The sequence below is a fragment of the Halorubrum lipolyticum DSM 21995 genome (assembly GCF_000337375.1).
Classification (GTDB): Archaea; Halobacteriota; Halobacteria; order Halobacteriales; family Haloferacaceae; genus Halorubrum; species Halorubrum lipolyticum.
The window spans coordinates 74,799-100,446 of sequence record NZ_AOJG01000028.1 but is presented as its reverse complement, the minus strand read 5'-3'; the positions used below and the strand labels follow the sequence as shown (position 1 = coordinate 100,446).

The 25,648-nt window shown below is 61.2% G+C and carries 24 protein-coding genes and 2 pseudogenes; 16 read left to right on the top strand and 10 right to left on the bottom strand.

Features of this window, described 5'->3' with window-relative positions:
* Nucleotides 1-327 precede the first annotated feature (327 nt).
* The gene (locus C469_RS09845; protein ID WP_187127447.1) at nt 328-1,881 is read right to left on the bottom strand and encodes an orc1/cdc6 family replication initiation protein; all 1,554 of its coding nucleotides are present in this window, start codon (nt 1,879-1,881) and stop codon (nt 328-330) included.
* Between the two features lie 908 nt (nt 1,882-2,789).
* Nucleotides 2,790-3,425 carry an SDR family oxidoreductase gene (locus C469_RS09840; protein ID WP_008006180.1) on the bottom strand — a complete coding sequence of 212 codons (636 nt, stop codon included), beginning with the start codon at nt 3,423-3,425 and terminating at the stop codon, nt 2,790-2,792.
* A gap of 285 nt (nt 3,426-3,710) precedes the next feature.
* Between C469_RS09840 and C469_RS09835 the strand changes: the two genes are divergently transcribed.
* Nucleotides 3,711-6,626: a hypothetical protein gene (locus C469_RS09835; protein WP_008006179.1), complete on the top strand. Its 2,916-nt coding sequence runs from the start codon at nt 3,711-3,713 to the stop codon at nt 6,624-6,626.
* 450 nt (nt 6,627-7,076) lie between these two features.
* Here C469_RS09835 and C469_RS16370 read toward each other — a convergent pair whose 3' ends face one another.
* Together C469_RS16370 and C469_RS09830 are read right to left on the bottom strand one after the other, a co-directional pair.
* Complete coding sequence (locus C469_RS16370) at nt 7,077-7,559, bottom strand: hypothetical protein (protein WP_082230130.1); 483 nt, start codon at nt 7,557-7,559, stop codon at nt 7,077-7,079.
* Nucleotides 7,556-8,104, bottom strand: a complete 549-nt coding sequence (locus tag C469_RS09830) for a DUF7342 family protein (RefSeq protein ID WP_049911287.1) — start codon at nt 8,102-8,104, stop codon at nt 7,556-7,558. The genes C469_RS16370 and C469_RS09830 overlap by 4 nt, the downstream gene beginning before the upstream one ends.
* A gap of 380 nt (nt 8,105-8,484) precedes the next feature.
* Here C469_RS09830 and C469_RS17355 point away from each other — a divergent pair.
* The 5 genes and pseudogenes from C469_RS17355 to C469_RS09815 form a co-directional block, all read left to right on the top strand.
* Nucleotides 8,485-8,793: pseudogene (locus C469_RS17355) on the top strand (type B DNA-directed DNA polymerase); the annotation flags it as partial.
* Complete coding sequence (locus C469_RS16775; protein ID WP_394296115.1) at nt 8,779-9,000, top strand: DUF2249 domain-containing protein; 222 nt, start codon at nt 8,779-8,781, stop codon at nt 8,998-9,000. The pseudogene C469_RS17355 and the gene C469_RS16775, both read left to right, overlap by 15 nt.
* Before the next feature lie 654 nt (nt 9,001-9,654).
* Nucleotides 9,655-9,885: a hypothetical protein gene (locus C469_RS17510; protein WP_241429999.1), complete on the top strand. Its 231-nt coding sequence runs from the start codon at nt 9,655-9,657 to the stop codon at nt 9,883-9,885.
* A gap of 6 nt (nt 9,886-9,891) precedes the next feature.
* Entirely contained in the window at nt 9,892-10,122 is a 231-nt protein-coding gene (locus C469_RS17505; RefSeq protein ID WP_241429998.1) for a hypothetical protein, read from the top strand.
* A gap of 586 nt (nt 10,123-10,708) precedes the next feature.
* A complete protein-coding gene (locus C469_RS09815) occupies nt 10,709-11,392 on the top strand; it encodes a metallophosphoesterase family protein (RefSeq protein WP_008006174.1) in 684 nt (227 codons plus the stop codon).
* Between the two features lie 89 nt (nt 11,393-11,481).
* Here C469_RS09815 and ppk1 read toward each other — a convergent pair whose 3' ends face one another.
* The 4 genes from ppk1 to C469_RS09790 form a co-directional block, all read right to left on the bottom strand.
* Nucleotides 11,482-13,863 carry a polyphosphate kinase 1 gene (gene ppk1 / locus C469_RS09810; RefSeq protein ID WP_008006173.1) on the bottom strand — a complete coding sequence of 794 codons (2,382 nt, stop codon included), beginning with the start codon at nt 13,861-13,863 and terminating at the stop codon, nt 11,482-11,484.
* Between the two features lie 168 nt (nt 13,864-14,031).
* Nucleotides 14,032-14,361, bottom strand: a complete 330-nt coding sequence (locus C469_RS09805; RefSeq protein WP_008006171.1) for a hypothetical protein — start codon at nt 14,359-14,361, stop codon at nt 14,032-14,034.
* Nucleotides 14,362-15,302: 941 nt separating this feature from the next.
* Nucleotides 15,303-16,175, bottom strand: coding sequence for a hypothetical protein (locus C469_RS09795; RefSeq protein ID WP_008006169.1), 873 nt, complete (start codon nt 16,173-16,175; stop codon nt 15,303-15,305).
* Nucleotides 16,176-16,392: 217 nt separating this feature from the next.
* Nucleotides 16,393-16,611, bottom strand: coding sequence for a DUF7511 domain-containing protein (locus C469_RS09790; protein WP_008006167.1), 219 nt, complete (start codon nt 16,609-16,611; stop codon nt 16,393-16,395).
* A 358-nt stretch (nt 16,612-16,969) separates the two neighbouring features.
* Between C469_RS09790 and C469_RS09785 the strand changes: the two genes are divergently transcribed.
* The 3 genes and pseudogenes from C469_RS09785 to C469_RS17750 all read left to right on the top strand — a co-directional run.
* The gene (locus C469_RS09785) at nt 16,970-18,028 is read left to right on the top strand and encodes a PAS domain-containing sensor histidine kinase (protein WP_049911243.1); all 1,059 of its coding nucleotides are present in this window, start codon (nt 16,970-16,972) and stop codon (nt 18,026-18,028) included.
* A 197-nt stretch (nt 18,029-18,225) separates the two neighbouring features.
* Complete coding sequence (locus tag C469_RS09780; protein WP_261797447.1) at nt 18,226-18,648, top strand: arsenate reductase/protein-tyrosine-phosphatase family protein; 423 nt, start codon at nt 18,226-18,228, stop codon at nt 18,646-18,648.
* Between the two features lie 5 nt (nt 18,649-18,653).
* Nucleotides 18,654-18,971, top strand: a pseudogene (locus tag C469_RS17750) (halo transducer protein); the annotation flags it as partial.
* On the opposite strand, the gene C469_RS09775 reads toward C469_RS17750, so the two are convergent.
* Together C469_RS09775 and C469_RS09770 are read right to left on the bottom strand one after the other, a co-directional pair.
* Nucleotides 18,943-19,521 (bottom strand): hypothetical protein, encoded by a 579-nt coding sequence (locus C469_RS09775; protein WP_008006161.1) that lies wholly within the window; start codon nt 19,519-19,521, stop codon nt 18,943-18,945. The pseudogene C469_RS17750 and the gene C469_RS09775 overlap by 29 nt on opposite strands.
* A gap of 129 nt (nt 19,522-19,650) precedes the next feature.
* Nucleotides 19,651-21,009: a hypothetical protein gene (locus tag C469_RS09770; RefSeq protein ID WP_008006158.1), complete on the bottom strand. Its 1,359-nt coding sequence runs from the start codon at nt 21,007-21,009 to the stop codon at nt 19,651-19,653.
* A gap of 292 nt (nt 21,010-21,301) precedes the next feature.
* Here C469_RS09770 and C469_RS09765 point away from each other — a divergent pair, with 292 nt between their 5' ends.
* From C469_RS09765 to C469_RS09740, 7 genes are all read left to right on the top strand, one after another.
* Entirely contained in the window at nt 21,302-21,784 is a 483-nt protein-coding gene (locus tag C469_RS09765; RefSeq protein WP_008006157.1) for a metal-dependent transcriptional regulator, read from the top strand.
* A 71-nt stretch (nt 21,785-21,855) separates the two neighbouring features.
* On the top strand, nt 21,856-22,098 hold the full coding sequence (locus tag C469_RS09760) for a DUF2249 domain-containing protein (RefSeq protein WP_008006155.1): 243 nt from the start codon (nt 21,856-21,858) through the stop codon (nt 22,096-22,098).
* A 202-nt stretch (nt 22,099-22,300) separates the two neighbouring features.
* Entirely contained in the window at nt 22,301-22,441 is a 141-nt protein-coding gene (locus tag C469_RS17220; protein WP_169330834.1) for a hypothetical protein, read from the top strand.
* Between the two features lie 273 nt (nt 22,442-22,714).
* Complete coding sequence (gene nirK, locus C469_RS09755) at nt 22,715-23,785, top strand: copper-containing nitrite reductase (protein ID WP_187127446.1); 1,071 nt, start codon at nt 22,715-22,717, stop codon at nt 23,783-23,785.
* Nucleotides 23,786-24,118: 333 nt separating this feature from the next.
* Complete coding sequence (locus tag C469_RS09750; RefSeq protein ID WP_008006151.1) at nt 24,119-24,499, top strand: cupin domain-containing protein; 381 nt, start codon at nt 24,119-24,121, stop codon at nt 24,497-24,499.
* Entirely contained in the window at nt 24,496-24,801 is a 306-nt protein-coding gene (locus tag C469_RS09745) for a cupin domain-containing protein (protein WP_008006150.1), read from the top strand. Before C469_RS09750 ends, C469_RS09745 begins: the two co-directional genes overlap by 4 nt.
* A gap of 128 nt (nt 24,802-24,929) precedes the next feature.
* Nucleotides 24,930-25,601 (top strand): helix-turn-helix domain-containing protein, encoded by a 672-nt coding sequence (locus C469_RS09740; RefSeq protein ID WP_008006147.1) that lies wholly within the window; start codon nt 24,930-24,932, stop codon nt 25,599-25,601.
* Nucleotides 25,602-25,648 lie beyond the last annotated feature (47 nt).

Here is a 25,648-nt window from a genome sequence, read left to right as displayed (position 1 = left end):
ATCGATAGAGGGGTGTGTCCGAGCAGTGGTCCTTCAACACATCGATAGAGGGGTCTCTGGGAGGGATCCGATCGACCACTGTCGGAACCGCACCTCGAGGAAGACAGCCCTTACTAGCGACGTTGATGCGTCAAAATCATGCGTTTCAAGCGCTCAAAGAACGATTATCACATCGATAGAGGGGTGTCCAGACGAGTGATCCGGCTGGCGTATATCAGGTGAAAAAGGTGAAACATTCATCAAATGCGGACTGATAACAGACGGACTGTACACATCGATAGAGGGGTGTCCCCCGGAAGCCAAATTCCGTCCGGGTGTCAGACCGAACTACGTCTGGTTCCGGAGCTGTGCTTTCACGACGGAGTGGACCTCGTCTTCCGAGACCATTTCGATCCGCGAGTCCTCGCGGAGGGTTTCGAGGATCGTTTCCGGCCGTTCACCGAACTGGAACTCGAGAAACATCCCCGAACTGGGGCCGTGACTCCGCCGTTCGAAGTCGACGAGCGAGTACGTCGTGAGCTCTTTCATTTTGTTGACGTACGTTTCTTGATGGTACTGCTCGGCATCGATCGCGTCGGTCAGGTATTGGTACACCCGGTACCCCGTTGTGCTCCGCGCGGTTCCGTGAGTCGACTGCGACGCGACTGCCGCTGTCGCGTAGAGACAGAGCTTCTTTTGGGTACTAATCCCCCGAACGACCTCTAACACCCGGTTCTTTTCGACCTTCGCCTGTGCGGCGCGGACGTGTTCCTCGCGGACGCGAGCGTCGCCCTCGCGTTCGGCAAGCTCGCCGGCGACACGCATAAGATCGATCGCCTTCCGCGCGTCGCCGTGCGTCTGTGCTGCGAAGGCCGCCGCAAGTGGGATCACGTCGTCGTCGACGACGTCGTCGTGGAACGCATCCTGGCGTCGCCGGAGGATCGCTTTGAGCTGATCCGCGTCGTAATCGTCGAAATGGACGTCTTCCGGCGTAAACGAACTGACGGCGCGACTGCCGACCGCCTCCATCATCTTCGTGTCGTTCGAGATGGCGACGACCGAGATGTACGCGTTGAGTTCGTCGTTCGCACCGGCCCGCGAGAGCTGATAGAGGAGTCGGGAAAACGCGGGTTCCTGTTTATCTCGCCGCCCGACGAGCATGTCCAGTTCGTCGAGGACGAACGCGACCGAATCGAAGTGTTCGTTGACGATGCGATAGAGTTCGTCCCACTTCTCTTTCGTCGCAACCCCGTGTTTCGGGACCTCGACGGCGACGCCGGCCGCGTCGGCCGCCTGTTGAGCGAGTTCGTACACCGCGACGCCGAGCGTGTCGAGGTCTTGGCAGTTGACTTCGATCGTGCCGAATCGGATATCTCGGGAGTCACAGATCCGACTGATGTTGTTACAGACCGCCTTCGTGATGAGCGACTTTCCCGTTCCAGACGGTCCATACAGGAACAGATTCGGCGGCCGGTTGTCCCCGAGCGCAACTCGGAGCATCTTCGTAACTTCCTGGAGTTGCGCGTCACGACCCACGATGCGGTCTTCTTCGACCACGTAGTTTGGATCGAGAAGCGACCGGTCGCGAATGAGTCCCTGCTGCTCGTCGAACTCGAGCAGCATCTCCTCTATCGACTGCGGAGAGCTTTCCGTGATCGACTGCGAAGAGCTTTCACTGATCGATTGCGAAGAGCGTTCCGCGTTCCCATCAACTGATTGATGGTACTCGGTTTCAGTTCCCTGAGACGACGGGGTTCCCTGAGACGACGGGGTTCCCTGAGACGACGAGGAATCGTCCGACATCTCCGGTCGTGCCGCATCCGAGAGATCGGTTTGAGCCGTCGTTTCATCCTCCAGTGATCCCGGGTCCTCGGTAGGATCATCGGAGTCATCAGTACCCATAGCCCGAATGATACCGGCTGATAATAAAAAGCTTCCCCACCTCTATCGAAGTGTGATTACCGGTTTTAGACGGCTTTAGCGTTTGATTATGCCGATATCGCCGGCTATGGAGAGAACGAATCCCTCAGCGGCTGACGATGTGTTTGCTTCCACGAGGTCGAACACACACACCCCTCTATCGATGTGTTCGGTAGTTTCTGAGGGTGGGGGGTCAATTGGGGATCTCGAGTCTGTCAATAACAGTGTAGCAGACGTGAACCGCTATAATCACGCGAAATCTATTCTCCACAGTTCTCTGGTGATAATTTGGAACTCTTCTTCTCTTCTCTTCTTTCTTTCTACTAACACACAACACACACACACCCCTCTATCGATGTGTTCGATGTGTTGAGCCACGCCGAATTTTGTGGCTCTCAAGACAACATATAGCTCGTGAGTATCTGTTATTCCACCGTAAGTATATTTCCGCTAAACAGACGAGTTACGTCTTCTTCTACCGTTTTTCTGTAACAATGACACTACATCTCTTTTTCACGACTACTCTACGACCATTCCGCAACCATACTCCCCCGCTGCGGAAAAGCGAAACACATCGATAGAGGGGTGTGTGTCTCCGCTCATGAACGAGCGCCATCGGTGGGGTATGCCACCGGCTACTGACGAGCGTTCACAATTCGACGTAGCACCTACTGCTGAACACATCGATAAAGGGTGAACACATCGATAGAGGGGTGTCTGGGGGGACGACCGTTTTGTATCGACTCCGTCATTCTCGAGGTGACCTTCGCCCGGACGGCGAGCGAGCGTTGCCCCCGCCAGACTCAGGCTCTGAGAGCGATCGCGTCTCCGCGAAAGCGATCGCGTCTCCGCGAGGGTGAGTACTGTTAGCACAAGATTGCACCATTCGTTCAGTTGTCGAGCGGCTCCTGTAGTGCTTCTTCGATCGGCTCGTTACCGGCCGCGAGTTCGAACGTTTTGTTGTACGTGCTCTCGGAGCTAAGCGCCGCGATCAGCGTCCGGGCGACATCCTCGCGCGGAATCTCGACATCGTCTCTGTCGAGATCAGCGCCGGTTTTGATTCGTCCGGTGCCACTCTCGTTCGTTAGCGGCCCAGGTCGAACGATTGTGTACGTCAGGCTGCTCTCTCGGAGATATTCGTCGGCCTCAGCCTTCGCCCGGAGGTACTCTCGGAGCGCCTCCGGGCTGTTTTCGGGTTGATCGGCGTTGATCGAGCTGAGCATCACGAACCGATCGACACCCTCGGCCTCGGCCTCGTCAATGAGGTTGATCGCGCCGTCACGGTCGACGTCCCACACGTCGTTGCCACCCGACCCGGCGGCGAAGATGATCGCGTCGATTCCTGTAACAGCGTGCGAGAGGTCAGCGGTCAGATCCGCGACGATCGGCTTCGCGCCTAGATCCGTGATATCCGACGCTTGCGACTCCGCACGAACCATGCCCCGAACGTCGTAGTCACTCTCGGCGAGGATGCGAGTCGCGTGTTGGCCGACCTGTCCGTGTGAACCGGCAACGAGTACGTTCATACACTAGAAATGGCCGGTATCGTAAAGAAGGTAGTGTCGACCGGTACCGGATCATGACAATCGGTAACGGATTACGACAACCGGCTCACAACAATCGGTAACGGATTACGACAGGGTTACTGCGCGTTTGCACTTTGGGTTAAATAAAGCGTACCGGGAGACACACATTTCTCCGGGATGGGGTTCGCGTACACGGAGATTGAACGGGAGCGGCCGACACCTGGAGACTACAACGATGATTTGTATTATCGGGACTTTCTATATGTGGCCTCGATATCTCTGCGTATGGTACGACCCTCCCGTCGGCGCTTCCTCGGAGGCAGCGCCCTGACGCTCGCAGCGCTGACAGGTGTTCTCAAGCCTGAGACCGACGCGCACGTTTCCGCCCGGCTGAGAGACCTCGACCTCGATATTTCGACCCCGTTCGCCGACGCATTCCTCCCAGTTCCGGCGGGTGACGTGCTGTCGACGACGTACACGACGGTTATCGCGGAGCGAATCGACGCCGATACGGAAGCGGAACTAAGCTACCGCGCTCGTTCCGCAACCGAGCAACTCGACGTCGACGCCGACGAGTTGTCTGCCACGGTCGCGGTCACTCCGGCCGACCGTGGGATCCGGCTGGTGACGGCGGCCGGCGATTTCGACCGACTCGACCGCGGCGAGACGATCGCGGTGGGGGAGGGAGCCGATGATACTGGCGACGAGTCGAACGACGACGCCCCCACGGAGGCCGACACGACGGACGAACTCCCTGCCGACTGGCGACTCACCGATGACGGTGAGACCGCGTTCGTCGTCGGCGACGGCGTGGCGGCCGCCGCGACCGGGAGTGGGTATTCGCCGAGTCCTCGCGGTCGGTCCGACTCGTCGGAAGCCGACGTGAGCGACCGGCGGATCGAAGCCGCTCGCGCCGCCGGCCGTGCGGCAGCCGACGAGGTCGACCGCTTCGCGGAATCCCCGCTGGGTACGGCTGCCCTCCCTCGGCTTGGCGGATTCGAAACGGTCATTTTGGTTCCGGACGCCGCCGGCGGTCCGTTTCCGCCCGAGGTCCCCGACGACGTGGCCGCGTTCGCCGCCGGCTTCGAGACCGACCCTGAAGACCTCAGAGACCTCGACGGAACCGCGGAGAATGCATACGTGATCCGCCCGGCCGCTGACGCCGACGAACTCGACGACGAGACCGTCGAGCGACTCGTGCGTACCGTCGATCCCGCCGTCCCGGTCGAGATGGAAACCACCCGAACCGACGGACTCGTGCTCGTCGACGCCGTCGTCGAGGCCCCACCGGAACTCGACCGCGAGGCGTCGCCGGACGCCCAGGTCCGGTCGCGGTTCGACCGCGCCGCCGGAACGGTGACGTTCGAGCACGTCGAAGGCGAGGCGGTGCCGGCCGACGAGCTGGAGGTGTGGCACGACGGCGAGGAGGTGAGCGACGCGGTCCTTGACGGCGAGGAGTTCGCGGCGGGCGATGAGGTCACTGTCGAGACCGGACTGATCGCGACCGTCACGCTGCGGTGGTTCGACTCGGACGCGAACGCCTACGACACGTACGGCCGCGAACGGGTCGACCGCGAGGCGTTCGCCTTCGACTACGACATGACGGCCGAGACGTTGGAGCTCGCCTACGAGGCCGAGCGCTCCGCCGACGCGAGTAACCTTCGGCTGGTCCACCGCGGTGAGGGGGGCGTCCAAACGGTCGGCGAGGAATTCACCGACGGAACGCTCGAACCCGACGACGCGGTCACCGTCGAGGACGTGTCGATCGGCGACAGCGTGCGACTGGAGTTCGACGTTGAGCAACCGATGGGCGGCGGCTCCCTCATGCATTACCGCGCCCGCCCCCCGCGCGTTTGGATCCGCTCGCGAGCCGAGGAAGGGACCACGGTCAGGTACGGTGGAGAGGAGTCCCGTCCAGCCGACGCGTTCGTGACGCTGGTCGACGGAGAGCCCACCGACGTGCAGTTCGCCGACGAGCACGACACTCTCTCGGACGGCGAAGAGCTGGTTCTTGGTGAGCTTCCACTGGGGAGTACGGTCGCAGTCGAGTGGCGCGAGCCGGACGAGCCGATCGTCATCGCCGAAGAAGAGGTCGTGCCAAACACGCGCGCGTCGATCGAGTACGATCCGGACGCCGGCGAGATCACGGTCCAGCACCGAGGCGGTCGGGCGCTTCCCGCTTCCGAGTTGGAGCTACAGGCCGGTCGAACCCCGACCGATGTCCAGCCCGCGGACGAACTCGACGAGTTCGGTCCCGACGACTCGTTCACAGCGCCAGTTCCGCCGCTCTCGCGGGTCCGACTCGTGTGGACCGGCGGCGACCGCGAACACCATCTCGGCGGAACGACCACGGCACGCGACGCAGTCGCGGCGACCTACGATGTCGACGCCGAGGCCATGACGATCGAGTACGTCGGCGAACAGCCCGCCGATCCCGAGCGGCTGCGCGTGTCGGTGAACAGTGCTGACAGATCGCGGGGACGAGAACGCGACCAGGAGCCGGCCTTCGCGGCCGAGCATGACGAACTAACGCAAGGGGACACGATCACGGTCGACGACGTCGGGCTCGACGGCACCGTGGTCGTCAGCGTCCACACCGAGTTCGAGAACGGGTCGGCGACCAGCTCCGTCGCCCACTTCTCGGCGGCACCCCGCCGTGGATTCGTCGTTGATGACGGTAACGGGGGCGACAACGAAGGGGCGGGGACGACGCTCCGCTACGTCGGCGAGGTGCGCCGAAACGCCGACGCCTTCCTGGTGCTGATCGACGGCGAGCCCGCGCCAGACCAACCCGCCGATGAGACGGACCGACTGACCGGTGGGGAAACGCTGTCGCTCGGTGATCTGTCCGCCGGTACCACGGTCGCCGTCGAGTGGACCGCCGGCGATGAGACCCGAACCGTAACGGAGCACGTTATCCCCCCGCAGGCGAGGTTCGAGGTCGAATACGAACCAGCCGACGACGGCGAGGGCGGCGTCGTGACGTTCTCACACACCGCCGGTGACGCACTTGACGCTGACCGCGTTGACGTGGTCGTGGAACCCGCGACCGACGGGTTGCTCCCCTGGGATTCCGACGCCGACGAGGTGACCGCCGGCGACGAGACGAGCGTCACGGTCGACACGGAACCGAGGATGGCCGCCGTCGTCTTCAACGAGGGTGAGGTACTCCACCGCGAACCGCTTGGTCAGGACGAGTAGGGGAGTGTCGTAACTCGGTACTACTTCTTCGCAGGAACAAGTACCGGTCAGTGGATGCGCTCGATACCCGGAACGGTTCTCGTCGCCTCAGCCACGTTATCGTCGAATTGTACCCTCCGACCACTGTTAGTATCGGTTATTTTTGGAGCAATCAAAAGAATACAAATACCAACCAGTGGAATAAAAATGCGGGATGTTCTGTTCTCTCCCGAGCCAATCTATCATTATCCACCTATGTACGTTCCAAGAACTGGGTACGTTCCAAGAAATGATTTTCCGGTCAACTGTCCAGTCGAATATATTCTTATAACTTGTACTGAGCGATCGGCTTCCCCCGAAGATTGGCCTCGGTTCGTACAACATTCACGCCTGTAGTCAGCATAGCCTCTCCAAACTTTCAGCGGCTGAGGATTTCAACAGAGCCCCCTCCTCTAAACAGTGAGGAGGATGTTACGGCGGATTTTCTGCGTCGTTGACTCCCTCAAATGTTCCATTCGTGTAGGCGTATCGCCACCGTTGGAGAATCGCTCGCGTCACAAGGCTCGTCTCAGACACAGCAATACAGGATGGGTCGACGGGACGGCTCGGAGCATCGGGAGGTGAATGGAAGTGTCGTCGCGGCGCGTCGGGTTTCGGATGACAGTCGAACCGAAAGTTTCGGTCTCGGGCATCTGTGTAGTGTGCGGCGTAGTTCCCGGTGAGACTCCACCGGACGTCTATCCGGGCGGTTGACGCCGCTCCGACGCCGTCGGATAGTTCAACCGAAAGTGTCTGTGGATTCAGCGGGACGTCTAATGACGCGGTCTGGACCAGCGGTTCGAGGTCTATGAACAGGTCTCGAATTTCCCGTAGTGCCCCGGCGTCGATAGGACCAAACACCTCAGACTGCTCGTCCGGCTGGATCTGGTGAGCGGGGTCTCCGTCGTCGGTCATACGACGATGGATGTATCGCCGTTACCATCGTCGTCTGTGTCCGTGCCAGTAAGGTGACCGGTCTGACTTACTTCACCGATCGCGAGTGTTGCCTGTGCGAGCGCGAGGTTGCGTCGCGTCGTTTGCCACTCTGTGAGGAGCGCGCCGTGGTCGCTGTCGGCGTCGTCGATATCCAGTTCCCGGGCGAATTCCTCGGGTGAATCAACCCCGTATTCCTCGCGCCACGCCTGTATCTGTGCCTTCATATCAGCGATGCCAGACGCAATTTCTTCGGGCGTCCGTTCCGCGAGGAGCGACTCGGCGTGTTCGGTGACGATCGCCGTTTCCGACCGTCGGTAGTGCGTCGTCTGACCGTCCTGTGACGTCGTTACCTCACCGGCGCTCTCGAGCGTTCGCAGGTGCTTTCGCGCCGTGGTCGATGAGACGCGGGCACGCTCGGCGATCTGTGCTGCAGACAGCGGATCGTACACACGAGAGATGACTTCGTACACTCGTTCAAAGGGCGTCGTCTCCTCGATCCATTCCTCTTCGACGACGTCGTTCACGTCACGGTGTTCGGTGCCGCCATCCTGGCTCATTCGGTGGGGCGGGGACGGCTCTTCGGACATTATGTGCCAACCAACGAGAGAACAGTATAATAATGTGTGGGGTAGTATATTGTTCGCTAAATCCAAGAGATGGAGGACTGTCCACAGCAGTCTTAACCAACAGATCTCTGTGAGACGGTCGTTCTGTTGGTTAACGCGTTTTCGAGGGTTCGGATCTCAAACTCCGAAACAATTCCGGAAGCTGGGTTCACAGAGACAATTCGCGAGAGTACGCTGTTTCTGTCAAGACGATCTCCATTGCCTGAAATCCGGAACAGGCACGCCGGCGATTATGCGAGACCCCGGTGTAGAGACACGTAAGTGGATGACTTACAAAAATGCCGTTCACAATCGACTTCCTTGACGATGGTCGCGTCCTCGAATGGGAGGCGACCAACGACGGCGCGACCGCGACCGAACGCGACGACTGCACGCCCCGGTTTTATCTCACAGCACGTGACCCTGACACCGACATCGATCTCACACCACTTCGCGCACGATATGAACGACATCCGGACGTCGTCGCGACCGAGAGCGTATCTCGGCGGCCAGAATTTCGTCGTGACGACGAGTCTGCTCTCGCTGTCGACGTCGCCGTCCGCGACCTTCTGCCCGCGCAGCGTCACGAGAAGATCTTCGAGGCGTACGCGGACCTCGACGACGGAGAGGGATTCACCCTCGTGAACGACCACGACCCGAAGCCGCTGTACCATCAGTTCGACGCCGAGGGCGGGCCCGAGTTCCGCTGGGAGTACCGCAAGCGTGACCCCGGCGAGTTCAGGGTGCTGATCGGGAAGGCCGAAACGGACGACGATGACCCGACTGTGTCGGAGGATCCGAACGCACCCTTCTGACGAGCCGGTTTCGAAGACGGACGCGCCGTTGACTCCTTCGTGGCCGATAGCAACTCCGTGCTGAACAGAGGAGTTGTAGAAGACCACGTTATTCACGAATTTCGGTGCACCGCGGGAATCGAAGCGTCTACCGAGGGGTCGGTTCCGTGGCGAATTGGCCTTCCGAGTCGGAGACCGGTCGATTAAGTAGGGACCCGCGTGGAGTCATTTCGTCTAGTCGGGTGATCCGCCAGCCCTCGCCTCGACACCGGACCGGTTCGAGGACGACCCTGACGGTGTCGCCAGGACCCAGTTGTGTTAACCGCTCGCGGACCGCTTCGCTCGCGTCGATAACTTGATACGTCCGTCCGTCGGAACCGCACAGCGTCACGGCCCTATCGCGGTTCGGTTCCGCCGCGACTCTACATCGCTGCCGAACGCTGTCAGTCGCTCCCATCGGCTCAGGACACACACGGTACGAGCATAAAACGAACTATGAGCCCGGTATACGGCGATAGAGCGCTATAGACTGGTACCGAGACGGTCGTTATTTGTCCAGAACGAACTCGACGGGTGCGCGCTCCCGCTCGTAACGAATCGAACTTTCAGGCCTGAATGACCTGATTTCGGGCCACTCAGATCGGGGTCAAATCGTGATTCGCGCTAGTAAACGCGGTGAACCTCGAACCAATCAACCCGGAAACAGCCGTAGAACTGTACCTCGCCGACCGCGAAGCTGAGGTGGCCAAGGTAACGCTGTACTCGCACAGCTCCTGTCTCGGTCACTTCGTTCGCTGGTGTGACGAGGAAAAACTGGAGAATCTGAACGAGCTGTGCGGACGGACGCTACACGAGTACCGTCTGTGGCGGCGTCGCGAGGGAGAGCTCGCACCCGCCACGGAGTAGACCCAGATGGACAGGATTCGGGTCTTCATCAAGTGGCTCGAAAGTATCGATGCCGTCGTCGACGACCTCCACACGAAGATGCGGTCGCCCGTGTTACGAGACGGGCAGAACGTCCGCGACGTGATGCTTGAGTCCAATCGTGCTGAAGAGGTTCTCGGCTATCTCTCAAAGTACGAATACGCGTTACGTCCCCACGTTGTGCTCACGCTGATGTGGCACACGATGATACGGGACTGATGTGGTCCACTCGCTCGACGTCGACGGCTACGATTCAGACGGGCAGTACATCGCTGTCGTCCATCGGCCTGAGACCGGCACGACGATCAAGAACGGAACCCATGGAGAGCGACTGATCGCGTTATCGAACGAGGTATGCTGGCTTATCGACGACTGGATAGCAAATCGGCGGCACGATGGTGACGACGAGTTCGGCAGGCGACCACTTGTGTCGACATCGAACGGACGCGCGCATCGATCGACGCTTCGGGGGACTGTTACGGATACACAAGGCCCTGCGTTTCCACTAGGGAGTGTCCACACGATCGTGATCCAGACGATTGTGACGCGATGGAATATACAGTCGCGTTCGACTGTCCCTCGAGCGTCAATACGGTGTTCGTCCACTCATCAATATCGTGAACTCGTATCGCTTCACAAGGCATACCGGCCCTAAATCGATACTAAACAGCACGGGGGGCACACTCAGCCACCGAGAACTACATAGCAGTATAGTCCACTATTACAAACTGATTAATTCGGGAGCATACTACCTCCGTTCGAACCCGACTCTCGGACAAACTGCTTCGGCTCTGGACCTATCCACATGAACACGAAACCTCAGTTCGGTAACGACGTCGAGACGCGACACGAACGGTTCGAAACCGACAGCTACGGGGAGGTATATATTGTCGGAGACGTCCACGGAAGCCGAAACATTCTCGAACGGCTCCTTACGGAGCTCGAATTAGCGGACGACGATCTTGTCGTTTTCGTCGGTGACCTCGTGCGAAAAGGACCGGACAGTCCCGGCGTTATCGATATTGTCCGCGAGGACTCACGCCTCGTCAGCGTCCGCGGAAACAACGAGCAGAAGATCGTGCGCGGGGATAAGGATCCCGGCTGGCTCCGCGACGGCGACCGCGAGTACTTCGAATCGCTTCCGGTCGCGATTTCGTTCGACGACGTGCTCGTCGTCCACGGCGGTGTCGATCCGCGACGGGCGCTGACAGACCACACCGTCGAAGAGCTGTTGACGATGCGCTCCCCGCACGGTGACGGGTACGACGGACCGTTTTGGTACGACGACTACGACGGGCCGTACCGCGTCTTCTTCGGCCACACCGTTCATGAACATCCGGTAGAGCGGGAACACGCCGTCGGTCTCGATACCGGCTGCGTCTACGGCGGAACGCTCACCGCGTACGACTACCGGAACGACGAATTCCTCACCGTGGAAGCGAAGACTCACCAAGAACGCGCCAACTCGAAAATCGTCGATCCGGCCTGAGTGACTCACTTTATCATTTCTTCGCGATATTCGGCGGCCTGTTAGCGGTGAATAATCAATGGGGTGCTAACACGGTATTCTGGCCGGGATCACTCGTACTCGGTCTGAAGACGATTCCGTGCTCCGTCACGCGTTTTGAAGTATCGTCGTTCGCCCGCCGTCGTTCGGACAGCCCAGTCGTACGTCTCGCTATCGGGACGGTACCAACGATCGGAGTGCACGTCGAACACAGACGCGTCTCCACCGTCCGAGTGGGGCCGTTTATCGTCGGTTTCGGGAGCGGCTCCGTCTGACGACTCGGATATAGCACCCGTCTCGGTCCCCGGGGCATCCTCAACGAGAAGCGTTTCCTCGATCAGATCCGTATCGATGACCATTCCCGGGCCGTAGCCGCGGTCGAGTGCTGTTTCCGTAGCCGTCATCAGTATCTCTTGGATGTCTCGAACCGGGTCGTCGCCGGAGGAGACCGGCTCGTAGGTTCCGTCGCTCTGCATCACCCATCGACGGCGGTTATCCGTGAGCGACGCTTCCAAAATGAACCGGAGCTGTTCGCGCAGTTGCGTGTTTTCGACCGGCGTGACCGCTTCTACTCGATAGTCGAGATTCCGGGTCATCCAATCGGCGGACCCGATGTACCACTCGGGACTGCCTCCGTTCTCGAAATAGAATATCCGAGCGTGTTCGAGGAATCGTCCGACGATCGAGTTGACGGTGATATTCTCGCTCAGTCCTTCGATACCGGGACGGAGTCGGCAGATATCCCGAACGATCAGATCGATTTCGACGCCGGCCGTCGAAGCGCGATAGAGTTCCTCGACCATCGACGGGTCTTCGAGCCCGTTTATCTTGACCACGATCCGTGCCCGTCGACCGGCGCGAGCGTGATCGGCCTCTCGTCTGACCATCTCCGTGAACCGCTCACGCATCGTTACGGGCGCGATCAAGAGCTTTCGAAAGCGATCGTCGAGCGTCGGTCCGGTAAAGAAGTTGAATACTTTCGTGAGATCGAACCCGATGTCTCGATCGGCCGTCAACAACCCTAAGTCGGAATACCCTTTCGCGGTCCCGGAGTGGTAGTTTCCGGTGCCGACGTGCGAGTAGAGCTGAACGCCGTCGTCCTCTTGGCGCACGACGAGCGCCGTCTTCGTGTGAGTCTTCAGCCCCACAGTCCCGTATGCGACGTGAATTCCCTCTTCTTCGAGCTGTCGGACCCATTCGAGGTTGTTCTTCTCGTCGAACCGAGCCTTGAGTTCGACCATCACCGCGACCTGCTTACCGTTGTCGGCGGCGTTGATGAGGCTCTGAATGACCTTCGAGTCGCTCGCCGTTCGGTAGATGGCCGCTTTCACAGCGAGTACGTCGGGATCGGTTGCCGCCGCGTTGAGGAACCGCTGAACCGTCCCCTCGAACGAGTGATACGGATGATGCGCGAGGATGTCTCCGTTTTTGATCTCGTCGAAGATACCCCTCGTCTCGTCCCTGGTATCGCTCGTCAGTGGGCCCAGTCGCGGATGGGGCTTGGGTGACCACGCCGGAGGCTTGAGGTCGGGCCGATCGAGATCGATAAGTTCGAAGAAGTCCTCGAAGTCGATCGGTCCCTCGCGGTGGAACACCTCTCGGTCGTCTACCCCGAGTTGATCTTTGAGAATCGCCAGCGACCCGTCGGGCATATCGGCGTCGACCTCCAGCCGAACCACCGTCGCGAAGCGTCGCTGTTCGATAACCTCCTCAACCATATCGACGAGGTCTTCGGCGACTTCCTCGTTGCGCCGTACCTCGGCGTTCCGAGTCACCTTGAATTTCGATACGTCCCGGATGTCGAGATCGGGGAGCAACAGGTCGAGATTACGTTCGATGAGGTCTTCGATGAGAACGTACCTGTCTGTCTCTCCGGAAACGCTGATGAAGCGGGGTTGGTTCGGAGGAATCTTGATCCGGGTGAACGTCGGCTCGTCACCCTCGTTCGATGAGAGAACGGCGAGCGAAAGCGAGAGGTTGGAGATGAACGGGAACGGGTGAGCGGGATCAAAGGCGAGCGGCGTCAGTGTCGGCAGTATCGACTCCTCGAAGTGCGTCCGCAGCTGTTCTTGGTTCTCTTCGGACAGCTCGTCGGGAGTACGTATCTCGATCCCTTCGTCGGCAAGCGTCGGCTTGAGAACGGACTGCCAGTACGCCGACTGCTGCCCGAAGAGCGGGCGTGCAGCGTCGAGTACCTCGACCCACTGCTCCTTCGGTGTCCGCCCGTCCGGCGTCGTATTCGTCACGCCGGCGTCGATCTGCTGTTTGAGCCCGCCGACGCGCTTCATGAAGAACTCGTCGGTGTTCTTCGTAAAGAACGCGAGAAATCGAAGCCGTTCGAGCGGCGGATTCCGGTCGTCCATTCCCTCTCGGAGAACTCGCTCCTGAAACGCCAACTCGGAGAGTTCCCTGTTGAGGTAGTACTCCGGGTCGGTGAGGTCTCTCTCGGTCACGGAATCACCCGCATGGAGCGAATCGGTCTCGTGGGTCGACCCCTGAATCCGCGAAATTGGAAGCGTCCGATCATCTCTGGGTCAGTGGAAAAGACTCCCTGCAGATGAGAGAGCATCACTCATGTTTCGGATTCTCCTGATGGTGGTCGGTTACTCCTCGACATCGAGTTACAGAGACGAGAGTTCAACTGACGATTCGGGTGCTGACAGAGAGCCCTCGCCACCGAACAGGGAACCGCCCGGGAGCCACGTGTCGTCGCGTTCCCTCCACTCTTCGATCGGGAGTTGCCGATACTTTCCCGAGGGAACCACGATCTCTGTGGCGTCGGAAACGATCCCGTACTTCCGAATCGCCATTTTGGGTTCGTTGAGGTCGTGACCACGCAGATGGGTCTTCGCACTGGAGTACAGGTCCCGTTTCGAGTACTCGTTCCGTCCGCCTTCGAGCGTGTGAACGGCGTTACAGATCGGGCACCTGAGGAGCACAGCCGATTCCATGAGTAACCGGTGATACGCTAACTACAAGAAGACCAATTATTAGTGATATATTTCAATATATAGATGTTAGAACGGCAATATAGCTGTCGCATCTCAGGCTCAACGTCCCGATATGATCGCCGTGTGGAATACATTCCGCGTATCGTGAGACAGGTGAGGAGACGTGACTACCGGTACTTGCCCGCTTACGAGTGGTCAAGACGGCTCACTGGCTACTGAGGCGACGGTGACGCTGGTGCGCCCACCCCGCTACCGCTCCAATAGGGATGAGCAGAACACCGACGATCGGGCTCCACACTGTAGCGACTGTTTGAAAGACACCGACGGCAGCCCATAGCGGTGCCGGGTAGAGTTGAAGTGCGTAATCCAACCCCTGCCCAGTAACGACGCTCAGGAAGAGTGGAAACAGTAACACGTACGCTGCTGCCAGTATCGGTACAAGTACCACGACCCCGAGCGCCATCGCGCTGCCCGTGACCGCCCCCTGTTTTGGGGTAGACGCCCGAGACAACACCGGTCGCCACACGAGAGTACCAATTATGAGCCCGGCGACAAATGCGAATTGCGGCGCGTACCCGGCCCAGTACTTCGCATCTGGTGAAAGCGGTAACGGGACGTTCGGCAACACAAGCAGGTAGAGGAGGGAGACAGCGAGTGCCGCAGCCGCTAGGACGAACCCTGCGCTCATATCTCGCCACCAACCCTTCAGCGTGTTCTGATGCCACGCTACCATACTACATCAGAAGGTGCGTGAGAACATAACTGAGTACTACCGATTAATGACCGCTATACTCTCTGTATCTCGCACGAAATTTGTATCAGGTTCTAAGGACTTCAACAGAGCCGGTTTTGTCGAAATTCGGTTCTTTAAACGTATCATCATCAGAAATAGCTGGTCCCTGAACAGCACAAATTAGCCATGCTCAACGTAGTTACCCCGGTCAGTGCGGGTGGCTCGCCGACGCGGCGGCGATCGTCTGAAACTGCGCCGGGTCTCGGAGGAGATCCTCGCCCGTGTCGGCGATCGCCGACTGGTCGATGTACTCGAGACCGTCCCCGTACACTGCTAACACGGGCTCGTCTTTGAAGTCGCCGACTGGCCGGGGCGTGGTGCACTCGATCCCGACGTACGTCCCCCCCGGGAGCGTCGGCGCGTCGGCGTACGCCGCCGGGAGGTCGTCCCTGTGAATGCCGGCGAGCATGTGACCGGGGAGAATCACCATCGCGGTCCGGTAGCCGAACGTCGACTGCGAAAGCATCCCGACCAGCAGATACGTGAGGTCCTCGCAGTCACCGCAGCCGTCGACGAGCGTCTCCTCGACGGTTCGAATGTAGTCCGGCGCTCCCGTCGATTCCACGTCCGTCGTGTATTCGAGCGAGTGGACGAGTCCGATCGCCCCTTCGAGACGGACCGACTCGGGAAGCGATCGCCGGGCACGCTCGCCCGTCGTGCTCGCGTCGGCGAGCGCCTCCGTGAGCCGCTCGACGTGAGCGCTCGCCTTCGCCGCTTCGAAGCCGCTCAGGTATCCGTGCGGCTCGTCGGCCGCCTCTCTGTACGCGGACCGCTCGAGCGGGAACTCCAGACGCCACTCCCTCCCGGACCGGTCCGTCCACTCGTACGTCATCGCGTAGCCGCCCGCGGTCCGTTCGCGAGAGACCGCACTTTCGGCGTCGATTGGTGTCGGCCGGGCCGGCTCGCCCGCAGAAAGAGACAGCGCCGCAGACCGCAGATCGGACAGTTCGACGACCGAGGAAACGACGGCCCCAAGCGCGACTCGGTCCAGCGCGGTGTCGAGGAGCTCCCGTCGTTTCATACCCACCGACGGACCACCTCGGATTCGTCAGTTACCGGCGGAGCCGCCCGAGTCGGGGTCGGCCGGAGCGTCCGAGTCGGGGTCGGCCGGAGCGTCCGGGTCGGGGTCGGCCGGAGCGTCCGGGTCGGGGTCGGCCGGGGAATCGGATTCGACCCGGGCCGGCAGCGCCCGTCTCCTCGGCCGTCTCGCCCGCCGCGATCGCGGTGCATTCGGGCGGTTATCGGAAGCATTCGGGCTTGACGACGGAGTCGACGTCCACCGTTACCCACGCCGACAGCCGCTCGTCGTCGGTCGCGTCGCCCGGGAACACCGTGACCCGGTCGGGACCCGACGACCGCCTGTCGACCTGATGTACCAGACCGGTGCACGCGGGAGTCGTCGATTTCCGTCCGGTCGCCTCGTCGCTCCTCGGCCTCCGGTTGGTGTCCGTTGTCATCTGTTACTCGATCGGGCCATTCGGCGGCCTGCGCTTGAACGCTTATAATAGGTGAACGGACGCGTCAGAAGTCGACCGATGGGATATATACTCGTCGTGACCGGTCCGTTGTACCCGTTCTCGCCCGGCGAAGACGAGTCCTCTCCGACATTTAAATCGCAGATTTTAGATTAACATAATCTGGCTATGGCGCGGCCCCGGACGAGACTTCGGAAGTGGGCGAGCGTGACATAATCTGTTTGGCACAAATTCCATTCTCTCCTGATTAGAGAACGCCCGTTCGGCCGCTGATCTCGTACGGAGCGATATATATCACTCATAGCAACGAAGACCGTGTCTCGGTGAAATCCCCGGCCGTATGTCCTCGCCGGAATGCGGGACGCTGTCACCGATACTCGATACGCTCCACACCGGTGTGGCGATCTACGACGCAGTCTCAGGGGCCGTTCTCGACGCGAACACGCGACTGGAGGAAATCCTCGGTTACACTTCGGACCAACTGCGTGAGCTCTCCGTGGCCGAATACACGGCGAACACGTACCCACACACCGAGTCCGAGTTCCACGATCGACTTTCCACGGCCGCAAACGGAAGCCCGCAACAGTTCATGTGGCGGGCCAAGCGAGCGGACGGCGAACTCATCTGGATCCAGATGTTCATTTCGCGACAGCGCCCGACGGCGGACCGCTGTGTCCACGTCGAGGTACGAGACATCACGCGTCACTACGACGCCCATCATCGGGCGGAGCTGTTCTGGCGCGTCCTCCGGCACAACCTCCGGAACGAGGCCGCGATCATCATCGGATGCGCGGAGCAGGCAATGGAAGGGACCGAGAGCGAACCATCCGAGGAGATCATCTCGACCATTCGGTCCAGAGGCGAGAAGCTCGGTAACATCGCGACGTCTGTGAAGCAGATCGAACACGCGGTGACCGACTCACAGACGAACGTTGTCCGGGTTTCCACCGCGAGCGCCGTGCGGGACGTCGCAAATCGAATGGGTGCCGAACACCCCGACGCGGACATCCGGGTCAGCGAACGGAAACCGATGTGGATCGACGTCAACGACGCGTTCGAGTACGCGCTCGCACACGCCGTCGAGAACGCGATCGTCCACAGCGACGACGAGGCGCCGGTCGTCGAGATAACGGTCGGTCCATCGCCCAACACCGGTCGCGCGGAGATCCGCATCGAAGACGCGAATTCGCCGATCCCGCCCGAGGAGATCGCCGCGCTGTCTTCGCCGACCGTCACCACGAGCACGTCCCACGGCTCCGGGATCGGCCTTTTTGTGATGAAGTGGTGCGTTGAATCACTCGGTGGAGAGGTGTTGTTCGAATCGCGGGATTCCGGAGGAAACGCCGTCTGCTTACTGTTGCCGCCGAAGCAGCTCCCGGATTCGACGACGACCGACTGAGTTCGTCGAGAAGCGGCGGCGCCTACGTCTCGGCAGGTGTTACCCTCCGAAGCTCAGTCAGACGAATACATCCCCAATTCAGTCACTACTTCAACGTACCCCTCTATAGCACTCACTATTAGTCCCAAGTAACGATTTTAGTGATTCCTCCCACATACCGAGTCGTGAGCCACCACAGCGGTCAACCGGACCACCGAATCGCGTTCGTCTGTGTCCAAAACGCAGGGCGGAGCCAGATGGCGACGGCGTTCGCCCAGCGCGAGCGCGACCGTCGTGAAGCGAGTGATCAGATCGAGATAATTACCGGCGGGACACGACCCGCAGACCACGTTCACGATGTCGTCGTTGAGGCAATGCGTGAACGAGACATCGATCTCAGCGACCGAACGCCGCGAGAGGTGACACCCGAGGAGTTACAGGCGGTAGATCTGGTCGTGACAATGGGCTGTTCGGCAGCAGACGTGTGCCCGGCAACGTGGAACGGTGAGAACCGGGATTGGGGGCTTGACGATCCACACGAACGTCCGCTCAAGGAGGTTCGCGAGATTCGCGACGAAATCGAGCGTCGTGTCGTCGCGCTGTTCGACGAGTTACTGTCGGAAACGGGATCCACGGAGTGACACGGATGTCCAAGGAATCAGCCGACGATCGGCCGATTGAACCGGAGTCCGACGGCGACTCGCCGGATTTCGACGGACTGTCCGTCGAAAAAGCGGCGGATATCGTCGTCGATACGGAGAGAGATTCCGACGAGGTGTGCGAAACGCTCGCGATCGTTGCGCAGGACAGAACAATCCGCCGGGCGGCCGTTGACGACGCAGTCGCGAACGCCTCGATGGTGGTGACAACCGCCGAGACACGAGTAGAGCTCGCGGCCAGAAAGCTAGACAGCGCACGAGAGACGGCCACCCCGGTCACAGACCTAGACCTCGTGTCGACCCGATCTCGGTACCGCTCTCGGGGTCGGCGGTCACGTCTCCCGTCTCGAGGTACGTCTCCTCGAGGTCGGCGAGCCGCTCGTTAATCGTCTCGCTCTGGTGATGCATTGGCGCCGCACGGACGCGGACGAGATCGTACTCGTGCCGATCCGCGAGCCCGTTCCACGCGCGGAACGACCCGATCGTCAGCGTGTGCGTCTGTGGACAGAACGGCGTCGTCGGCGTGAACTCCGCGCGGAGCACGCGGTCGACGTCTTCCGAGTCGACGGCGTCGTCGACGTCGCCGCGTTCGACGGCGTAGCGGTAGCCGGCACCCGTGTGACGCGTGTCGAGGTTCAGCCGGGCGAGGTTGTAGTTGAACGTCATATCGTACACCTTTCGCTCCTCGAAACAGTCGCGAGTGAGGCGGTGAAACGCGACGTGGTCGCCACCGGTGAGCAGGTCGTGCGGCTCGAGGAACTCGCCCGGTCTCGGGACGTGGTCCGAAACGAACTCGTCGTACCCGTCGAACAAATCGCTCTCATCGGACCCGAACGGCGACGGAAAGCTGGGCATACGCGTTCGTTCGAGATCGAGAGGGGTACCCCTAGTCCCGTACATGTTCGTGTTTGGTGGCTCGTCGCGCGGGAACTGACCGCCCTCTCGGACGGCAGAGCCGTCGACCTCGTGCGTTCGGGCCAGTCGTCACTCCTCGTTCGCCTCGCCGGGAGCGCGGGCGGGACGCGGCGAGAACGAGCCCAAGACGATGCGATCGATCGAGTGAGGGCTGTGACGGACCAACACGAGCACCATGTTGGACACGAACGCCGCGACGCCGGCGCCCGCCAGCAGCCCGCCGAGGAGCGCCGGCGTTCCGGCGACTCCCAGTTGGTTCGCGCCCACGATCAGCGCGCTTCCGCCCCCGAGGAGTGCCCCGTCGAGCGCGGCAATTCGGTCGTCGTAGAGGTCGTCGATCATCGGCACGTCCGCTAACCCCAGCAGGTCGCTGTACCGGTTGACCCAGATGACGAAGGGAACGATGTGATACAGCGTCCCAACGACGACGAACCCGATCGCTCCCAACAACAGCAGGTGGCCGGCGTTCGCCGCGCCGAGCAGATGCTCACGCGTCAACGGGTCGGATATCCAAGCCGGTACTGAGACGGCGATCCACAGTGCGAGTGCGCCGACCGCCACGATGTACCGCGTGTGCATCGGGGTCCGTTCGACCCGCATCTCGTACAGTTTGCGTGCCAGAACGAGACAGAACGCCGACGCGGCGAACAGGATCAACAGACCGCCGACCCGCGCGACGGGAGCGTGAGCCGCGAGCCGACCGACCGCGAGCACGACCACGCCGGTGGGATGCGCGATCTCCTCGACGGATCGGAGCCGGTGGTCGATCCCGTGTAGTTCCGTCTGTGTGAACATCGTCCCGAGCTGGTACAGCGCGCCGTACACCGTCGTGAGCACGGCACCGAACACCGCGAGGGTCGCGTGGGCTCCCACCACCCCGGACCGGCTGAGGCCGACCCGCGAGAACGTCGGAACCGTGAAATCGACCGCGAGGAGGACGCCGAGAGCGGTCAACAGGAGTACGAAGCCGAGCGCACCGAGGAAGTGGCGTTCGGTGACGTCGTACTCCTCGACCGTGCCGAGCGTTCGGACGATGTTGTACGCGAAGACCCAGAAGCCGACGAGCATGAGCGTCGCGAACGGGATGAGCCACGCCGTCTCGACCAGGAGAAACGCGGCGACGAACCCGGAGAGACCGGCGACGACCAGCCCCAACTGCACGTTCGCGAGACGCCTCGAGTGGAGGGTCGCCCCCGACCAGACGGGGACGAACTGCGTCATCGCACCCATGATCGTGATACAGATCCACCCGGCTAACAGGAGATGGACGTGAGCGAGCCGCCCCAGTCCCGGAACGACGTTCAGATGTAAGCCGACCCCGACTCCGACTCCCGCGACGAGAAAGACGAGCCCGACGACGAAGTGTCGTAACGGGACCGTCATCGGGGGCTGTTGGTCCGTCTCGATGTTTCCCGGAATCGCGCCCATGAGGTCGGGTACGGTCTCCGTACACCTGACGGTACCACCGAAGATGTTCCCCTTCCGTCGGTCGCGGACCTTCCTGCCGGGACGGAGCGGAGCAATACGTCGACGAGCGTGGGTCGCTTCTGACGGGACCCGACCCCTCAGCGAACCCGTCACGGATAGCGGCTCTCGAGCCGGTTGCACGACCGCGTCGGTCTCCGCTGACTGCGGTCAGAGAGGGCCATCTTGCAATCGACGATAGACGGGAACATGTTCGGAGGTACCCTCATATCCAGAGCCTGTCGACCGTACGATAATGGCTACCGACCACTCACAGACGGACGTCTGCGGCTGCGCGCGGCCCACCGCCTGCGTCGATCGGAACGGCGGGCTGTACCTGATCGCGATCAGACGGATCGGCACCGACCGCGACGGTCGGGTTCGGACCGGCGAGGTGAGCGATCGCCTCGACGTCACGCCGTCGAGCGTGACGGAGCTGTTTGATCGGCTCGCCGACACTGGGCTTCTCCGATACGAGAAGCGAGCCGGGGTCGCGCTCACCGATCGGGGGCGAGAAGTCGCGCTGGAACTCGAAGCGCGCCAGTGTGCCGTCCGAACGTTCTTCCGCCGTCGAACGGGGTTCGACATGCCCCTCGAAGCGGGGTACCGAATCGGATACGTCCTCCCGGACGAAGCGATCGAACGCCTGCGAGCGCTCGTCGACGGAGCGTCGAACGCGTGTGCGGCGACTGCACCAACCGGAGTCGAGCGGTGTCCGTTCGCGGGGACGGAGTGTTGAAAACCACCGGCCGGACCGTTCCCGAATACGTTCGGGGGAACACGCACCTCCTCGTCGACGCTTGAACAGATATGGCCACTGAGCGAAACGAGACCGATCGACGCCTGGACGTCCGAGAGATCGACGGCGAACCGTTCGGAGACATCATGGCCGAGCTCGAGGCGCTCCCCGACGACGAGACGCTACTGTTGATCAACAGCTTCGAGCCGGAGCCGTTGTATCAGGTCCTCGAAGAGCGCGGATTCCAGTACGAAACGACGTCTGACGGGTCCGACGTGTGGTATATCGAGATTCGACACGAACGGCTCTGCTGAACTCCTATCATCTACATAGATTCCGGTCTGAAAGAGCCGATCAGCGGGGACTACGAAATGACGGACGACCGACCGGATATACTCTCGGCCCGTCTCGTGGGAGCCGCGTCCGTCACCGGACAATTCGTTTCAATTTTCTAATCAGTCGATAGAGTGACACACGATTGTAAGGATTTATGCGCGTCGGATGTTATATAATGTCATGAGAATCGCAAGTATCCTTGAAGGTGAGATGACAACAAAACAGATGGGACTTATCATGGTTCTCTATATGGGGGCTCTGGGGGTTTTCGGAGTACTGGCGGTTATCGTGATACACGGTCTCGGATGGCAGTGGCTCTAGCAAATCGTTGGTCTCCGAGCGGGGATCGACCGTCCGTACCGTCGTTCGACCGATCGTTCGACCTCTCTCCGGAGAGTCGATCTGACGGCGACCGCGAGCAGTCGTGATGCGCCGCTGTTCATATCATATTTTGTAGGGTATTTAAGATCCCCCATACTGGGGGAAGCAGCGCTTTCGTCTCGCTATTAGGGAACAGTATATACTGTATATATCAGTAAGGCATCTCGGATGAAGTAGGGAAGAATCATGTCACAAGACCTCAGCAGGCGGAAGATGGTTGCAGCACTCGGGATCGGAGCGGTCGGTGCCGTCGCCGGTTGTATCGGCGCGCCCGTGAACGCGGAGCCGACGCCTGCCGCCGAAACGACTCCGGCCGTAACCCCTGAGTTGGACCCCGCACGCGAGGTCGACGCTGACCGGATTGCGGCCGATCCGACCGACGTGCCGGCGCCGGTGGACTGGGACGAGCCTCGCGATCACGACATCGCCCTTCGCACGAAGGAGCTCGTCGCGGAGATCGAGCCCGGCGTGACGTTCAAATACATGACCTTCGAGGGGCAGGTCCCCGGACCGATGATCCGAGTGCGGCGGGGCGACACCGTGAACCTCCGGTTCGAGGTGCCGGCCGACGACAACAGCGACATCCACAACGTGGACTTCCACGCCGTGTACGGGCCCGGTGGCGGGGCCGTCGACACGACGCTCGTGCCCGGCGACGAGGCGGCGGAACTGAGCTTCCGCGCCGAGTTCCCCGGGCTGTTCACCTACCACTGCGCGGTGCCGGCGATGGACCACCACGTCAGCTCCGGGATGTTCGGCGCGATCCTCGTCGAGCCCGAGGCGGGACTGCCCGCGGTGGACCGTGAACTCTACCTCGGACAACACGAACTCTACACCAAGGGCGACCTCGGCGAGAAGGGCCACCACGCCTTCGACCACGGGGCGATGCTCGACGAGGACCCGACGTACGTCGTGTTCAACGGCGAACACCACGGCTTCACGGAGGACCGGCGCGGCGGAATCGGCGCCGCGGTCGGCGAGAGCGTCCGCGTGTTCTTCGTGAACGGCGGCCCGAACCAGTCCAGTTCGTGGCACCCGATCGGGAACGTCTGGTCGCGGCTCTACCGCGACGGCGACCTCGTCTCCCCGCCCGGCAGGTACGTCGAGACCACGGCGGTCGCACCCGGCACGGCGACGGTCGGCGAGATGGAGCTACCGATTCCGGGACCGATCAAGATCGTCGACCACGCGCTCTCGCGGGCCGGACGGCGCGGCGCGCTCGCGGTCGTCGACGTCGAGGGCGAGCCGAACTCGGACGTGTACGACCCCGGATCCGACGAGTAGCGTCCGATGGGTCGACGGGGTACCTCGTCCGGGCGTCATCGAACCGTGCGGAACGAAACACGGCCGGCCTCACTACGAGGCGGAGATGGCCGAGGTCGAACAGGACCTCCACCGCGACCTCCCGACGACGAAGGTGAGAGCGAGTAGTTGACCGACAGGGTCGATCTGACGAGAACATGTTCGTCCCAACGCTATTGTGTCTCTCTGGTATACACTGAAACGGATGATTTTTGGCCAGCCTAAAATAGTCCGGACGATCGAGTTATCGCCTATCACGGTGCGACTCGCCGTCCGGCCGAACGATTGCGGAACCCGTCGACTGGGTGATTCAGTATGACGGCAATCGATTTCGATGCAGAACGGACGTACGACGACGAGACGTTCTCGACGGTCGATGTGTTCCGAAGCGAACGGGTGAAAGTCGTCTGCGGCTACTTCGAACCGGGACAGTTCATCCCGGTTCACGCCCCGTCCAGTGACGTGGTGATCGACGTCCGTTCCGGCGCCGGGCTCGTCCGCGACGGCGATGAGGAACGCCGCGTCGAACCGGGAGACGTCGTGACCGTCGAGGCGGAGACCGATCGCGGCGTCAAAGCCGACGACGATTCGCGGCTCGAAGCGCTGCTCGTTACCGCACCACCGCCGACCGACGCCGAACACGAACCGGTCCGCCGGGGACTCCGAACTGACGAGTTCGATCCGACCAACGCATGACGACGATACACAATCTCAACGAACTGGACGGACGGCCCCACGCCAACGTCTTCCCCGACGCGGAACCGAAGACGATCAGACTCACCCTCGATGCGGGCGGTGAAGTCGCACCCCACTCGCATCCCGACCGGGAGATCGTGTTTTATCTCATCGAGGGAACGGTCGAGTTGGAGCTCGTCGACGAGACACACGAGCTGTCGGCGGGCGACGTGGCCCGCTTCGACGGTGATCGGGAGATCGCTCCCCGCGCCGTCGAGGACGCCACTGCACTGATCGTCTTGGCGTCTCGGTCCGACGAGTAGCCGGAGGCCGGCGGGCGATACGGGCGAAGCTCACGTCGATTAGCACTGAGAGTCCACTTACTGCAGATTTTGTTTGTGATCGGGACACGAAGACGAACCGATTTCCGGCGTGACCGCTAAGAGGCGGTATGGCACAGGCCCGACTCAACGTTGACCTTCCAGACGGACCCTGGGTCGGCGAGGTCTCTCGGGCGTTCCCGGAGGCGCGGATCCAGGTACTCAGTGCGACCCCCGGGGACGGCGCGGGGTTCGCGCTCGTGAAGATCACCGCTGACGACATCGACGGAATGCTGGACGCGATAGAGGCCCACGACACGATCGAGGAGGTCTCGGTCATGGCGCTGGGTGACGGGGTCGCCACCGTCCAAGTGGAGGCGCACGCACCCCTGTTGATGACGGCCGCACGCCAGGCCGGCGTCCCGATCGAGATGCCCGTCGAGATAGAGAACGGAGTGGCTCGAATCGATATCACCGGCGCCCACGAGCGCGTCGCCGACTTCGGGAAGACGCTCCGAGGCGTCGGTGCGGAGTTCGACGTCGAGTACGTTCAACAGCGGTTGAACCCCGGTGAGTCGCTTACCGAGCGGCAGCGAGAGGTGTTGTTCGAGGCGGTCGAACGCGGTTACTACGACGTGCCACGCACCTGTACGCTGACCGAGGTCGCCGAACACGTCGGGATCGCGAAATCCACGTGCAGCGAGACCCTCCAACGCGTCGAACGAACGATCGTTCGGGAGTTCGTCGACGATCTCCCTCGAAATCCGATCGAATCCGACTCCGGTGCGGACACCGACACGTAGAGCGTCGGCATCGCCGATTCGTGACAAACCGAGGATCGGTTGGGACC

What these genes read in the sequence shown, in the direction of transcription:
- C469_RS09845 (WP_187127447.1), bottom strand. Translation starts at nt 1,881, where the DNA reads ATGGGTACTGATGACTCCGATGATCCTACCGAGGACCCGGGATCACTG.
- C469_RS09840 (WP_008006180.1), bottom strand. Translation starts at nt 3,425, where the DNA reads ATGAACGTACTCGTTGCCGGTTCACACGGACAGGTCGGCCAACACGCG.
- C469_RS09835 (WP_008006179.1), top strand. Translation starts at nt 3,711, where the DNA reads ATGGTACGACCCTCCCGTCGGCGCTTCCTCGGAGGCAGCGCCCTGACG.
- C469_RS16370 (WP_082230130.1), bottom strand. Translation starts at nt 7,559, where the DNA reads ATGACCGACGACGGAGACCCCGCTCACCAGATCCAGCCGGACGAGCAG.
- C469_RS17505 (WP_241429998.1), top strand. Translation starts at nt 9,892, where the DNA reads ATGGACAGGATTCGGGTCTTCATCAAGTGGCTCGAAAGTATCGATGCC.
- C469_RS09815 (WP_008006174.1), top strand. Translation starts at nt 10,709, where the DNA reads ATGAACACGAAACCTCAGTTCGGTAACGACGTCGAGACGCGACACGAA.
- C469_RS09805 (WP_008006171.1), bottom strand. Translation starts at nt 14,361, where the DNA reads ATGGAATCGGCTGTGCTCCTCAGGTGCCCGATCTGTAACGCCGTTCAC.
- C469_RS09795 (WP_008006169.1), bottom strand. Translation starts at nt 16,175, where the DNA reads ATGAAACGACGGGAGCTCCTCGACACCGCGCTGGACCGAGTCGCGCTT.
- C469_RS09790 (WP_008006167.1), bottom strand. Translation starts at nt 16,611, where the DNA reads ATGACAACGGACACCAACCGGAGGCCGAGGAGCGACGAGGCGACCGGA.
- C469_RS09785 (WP_049911243.1), top strand. Translation starts at nt 16,970, where the DNA reads ATGTCCTCGCCGGAATGCGGGACGCTGTCACCGATACTCGATACGCTC.
- C469_RS09775 (WP_008006161.1), bottom strand. Translation starts at nt 19,521, where the DNA reads ATGCCCAGCTTTCCGTCGCCGTTCGGGTCCGATGAGAGCGATTTGTTC.
- C469_RS09770 (WP_008006158.1), bottom strand. Translation starts at nt 21,009, where the DNA reads ATGGGCGCGATTCCGGGAAACATCGAGACGGACCAACAGCCCCCGATG.
- C469_RS09765 (WP_008006157.1), top strand. Translation starts at nt 21,302, where the DNA reads ATGGCTACCGACCACTCACAGACGGACGTCTGCGGCTGCGCGCGGCCC.
- C469_RS09760 (WP_008006155.1), top strand. Translation starts at nt 21,856, where the DNA reads ATGGCCACTGAGCGAAACGAGACCGATCGACGCCTGGACGTCCGAGAG.
- C469_RS17220 (WP_169330834.1), top strand. Translation starts at nt 22,301, where the DNA reads ATGAGAATCGCAAGTATCCTTGAAGGTGAGATGACAACAAAACAGATG.
- nirK (WP_187127446.1), top strand. Translation starts at nt 22,715, where the DNA reads ATGGTTGCAGCACTCGGGATCGGAGCGGTCGGTGCCGTCGCCGGTTGT.
- C469_RS09750 (WP_008006151.1), top strand. Translation starts at nt 24,119, where the DNA reads ATGACGGCAATCGATTTCGATGCAGAACGGACGTACGACGACGAGACG.
- C469_RS09745 (WP_008006150.1), top strand. Translation starts at nt 24,496, where the DNA reads ATGACGACGATACACAATCTCAACGAACTGGACGGACGGCCCCACGCC.
- C469_RS09740 (WP_008006147.1), top strand. Translation starts at nt 24,930, where the DNA reads ATGGCACAGGCCCGACTCAACGTTGACCTTCCAGACGGACCCTGGGTC.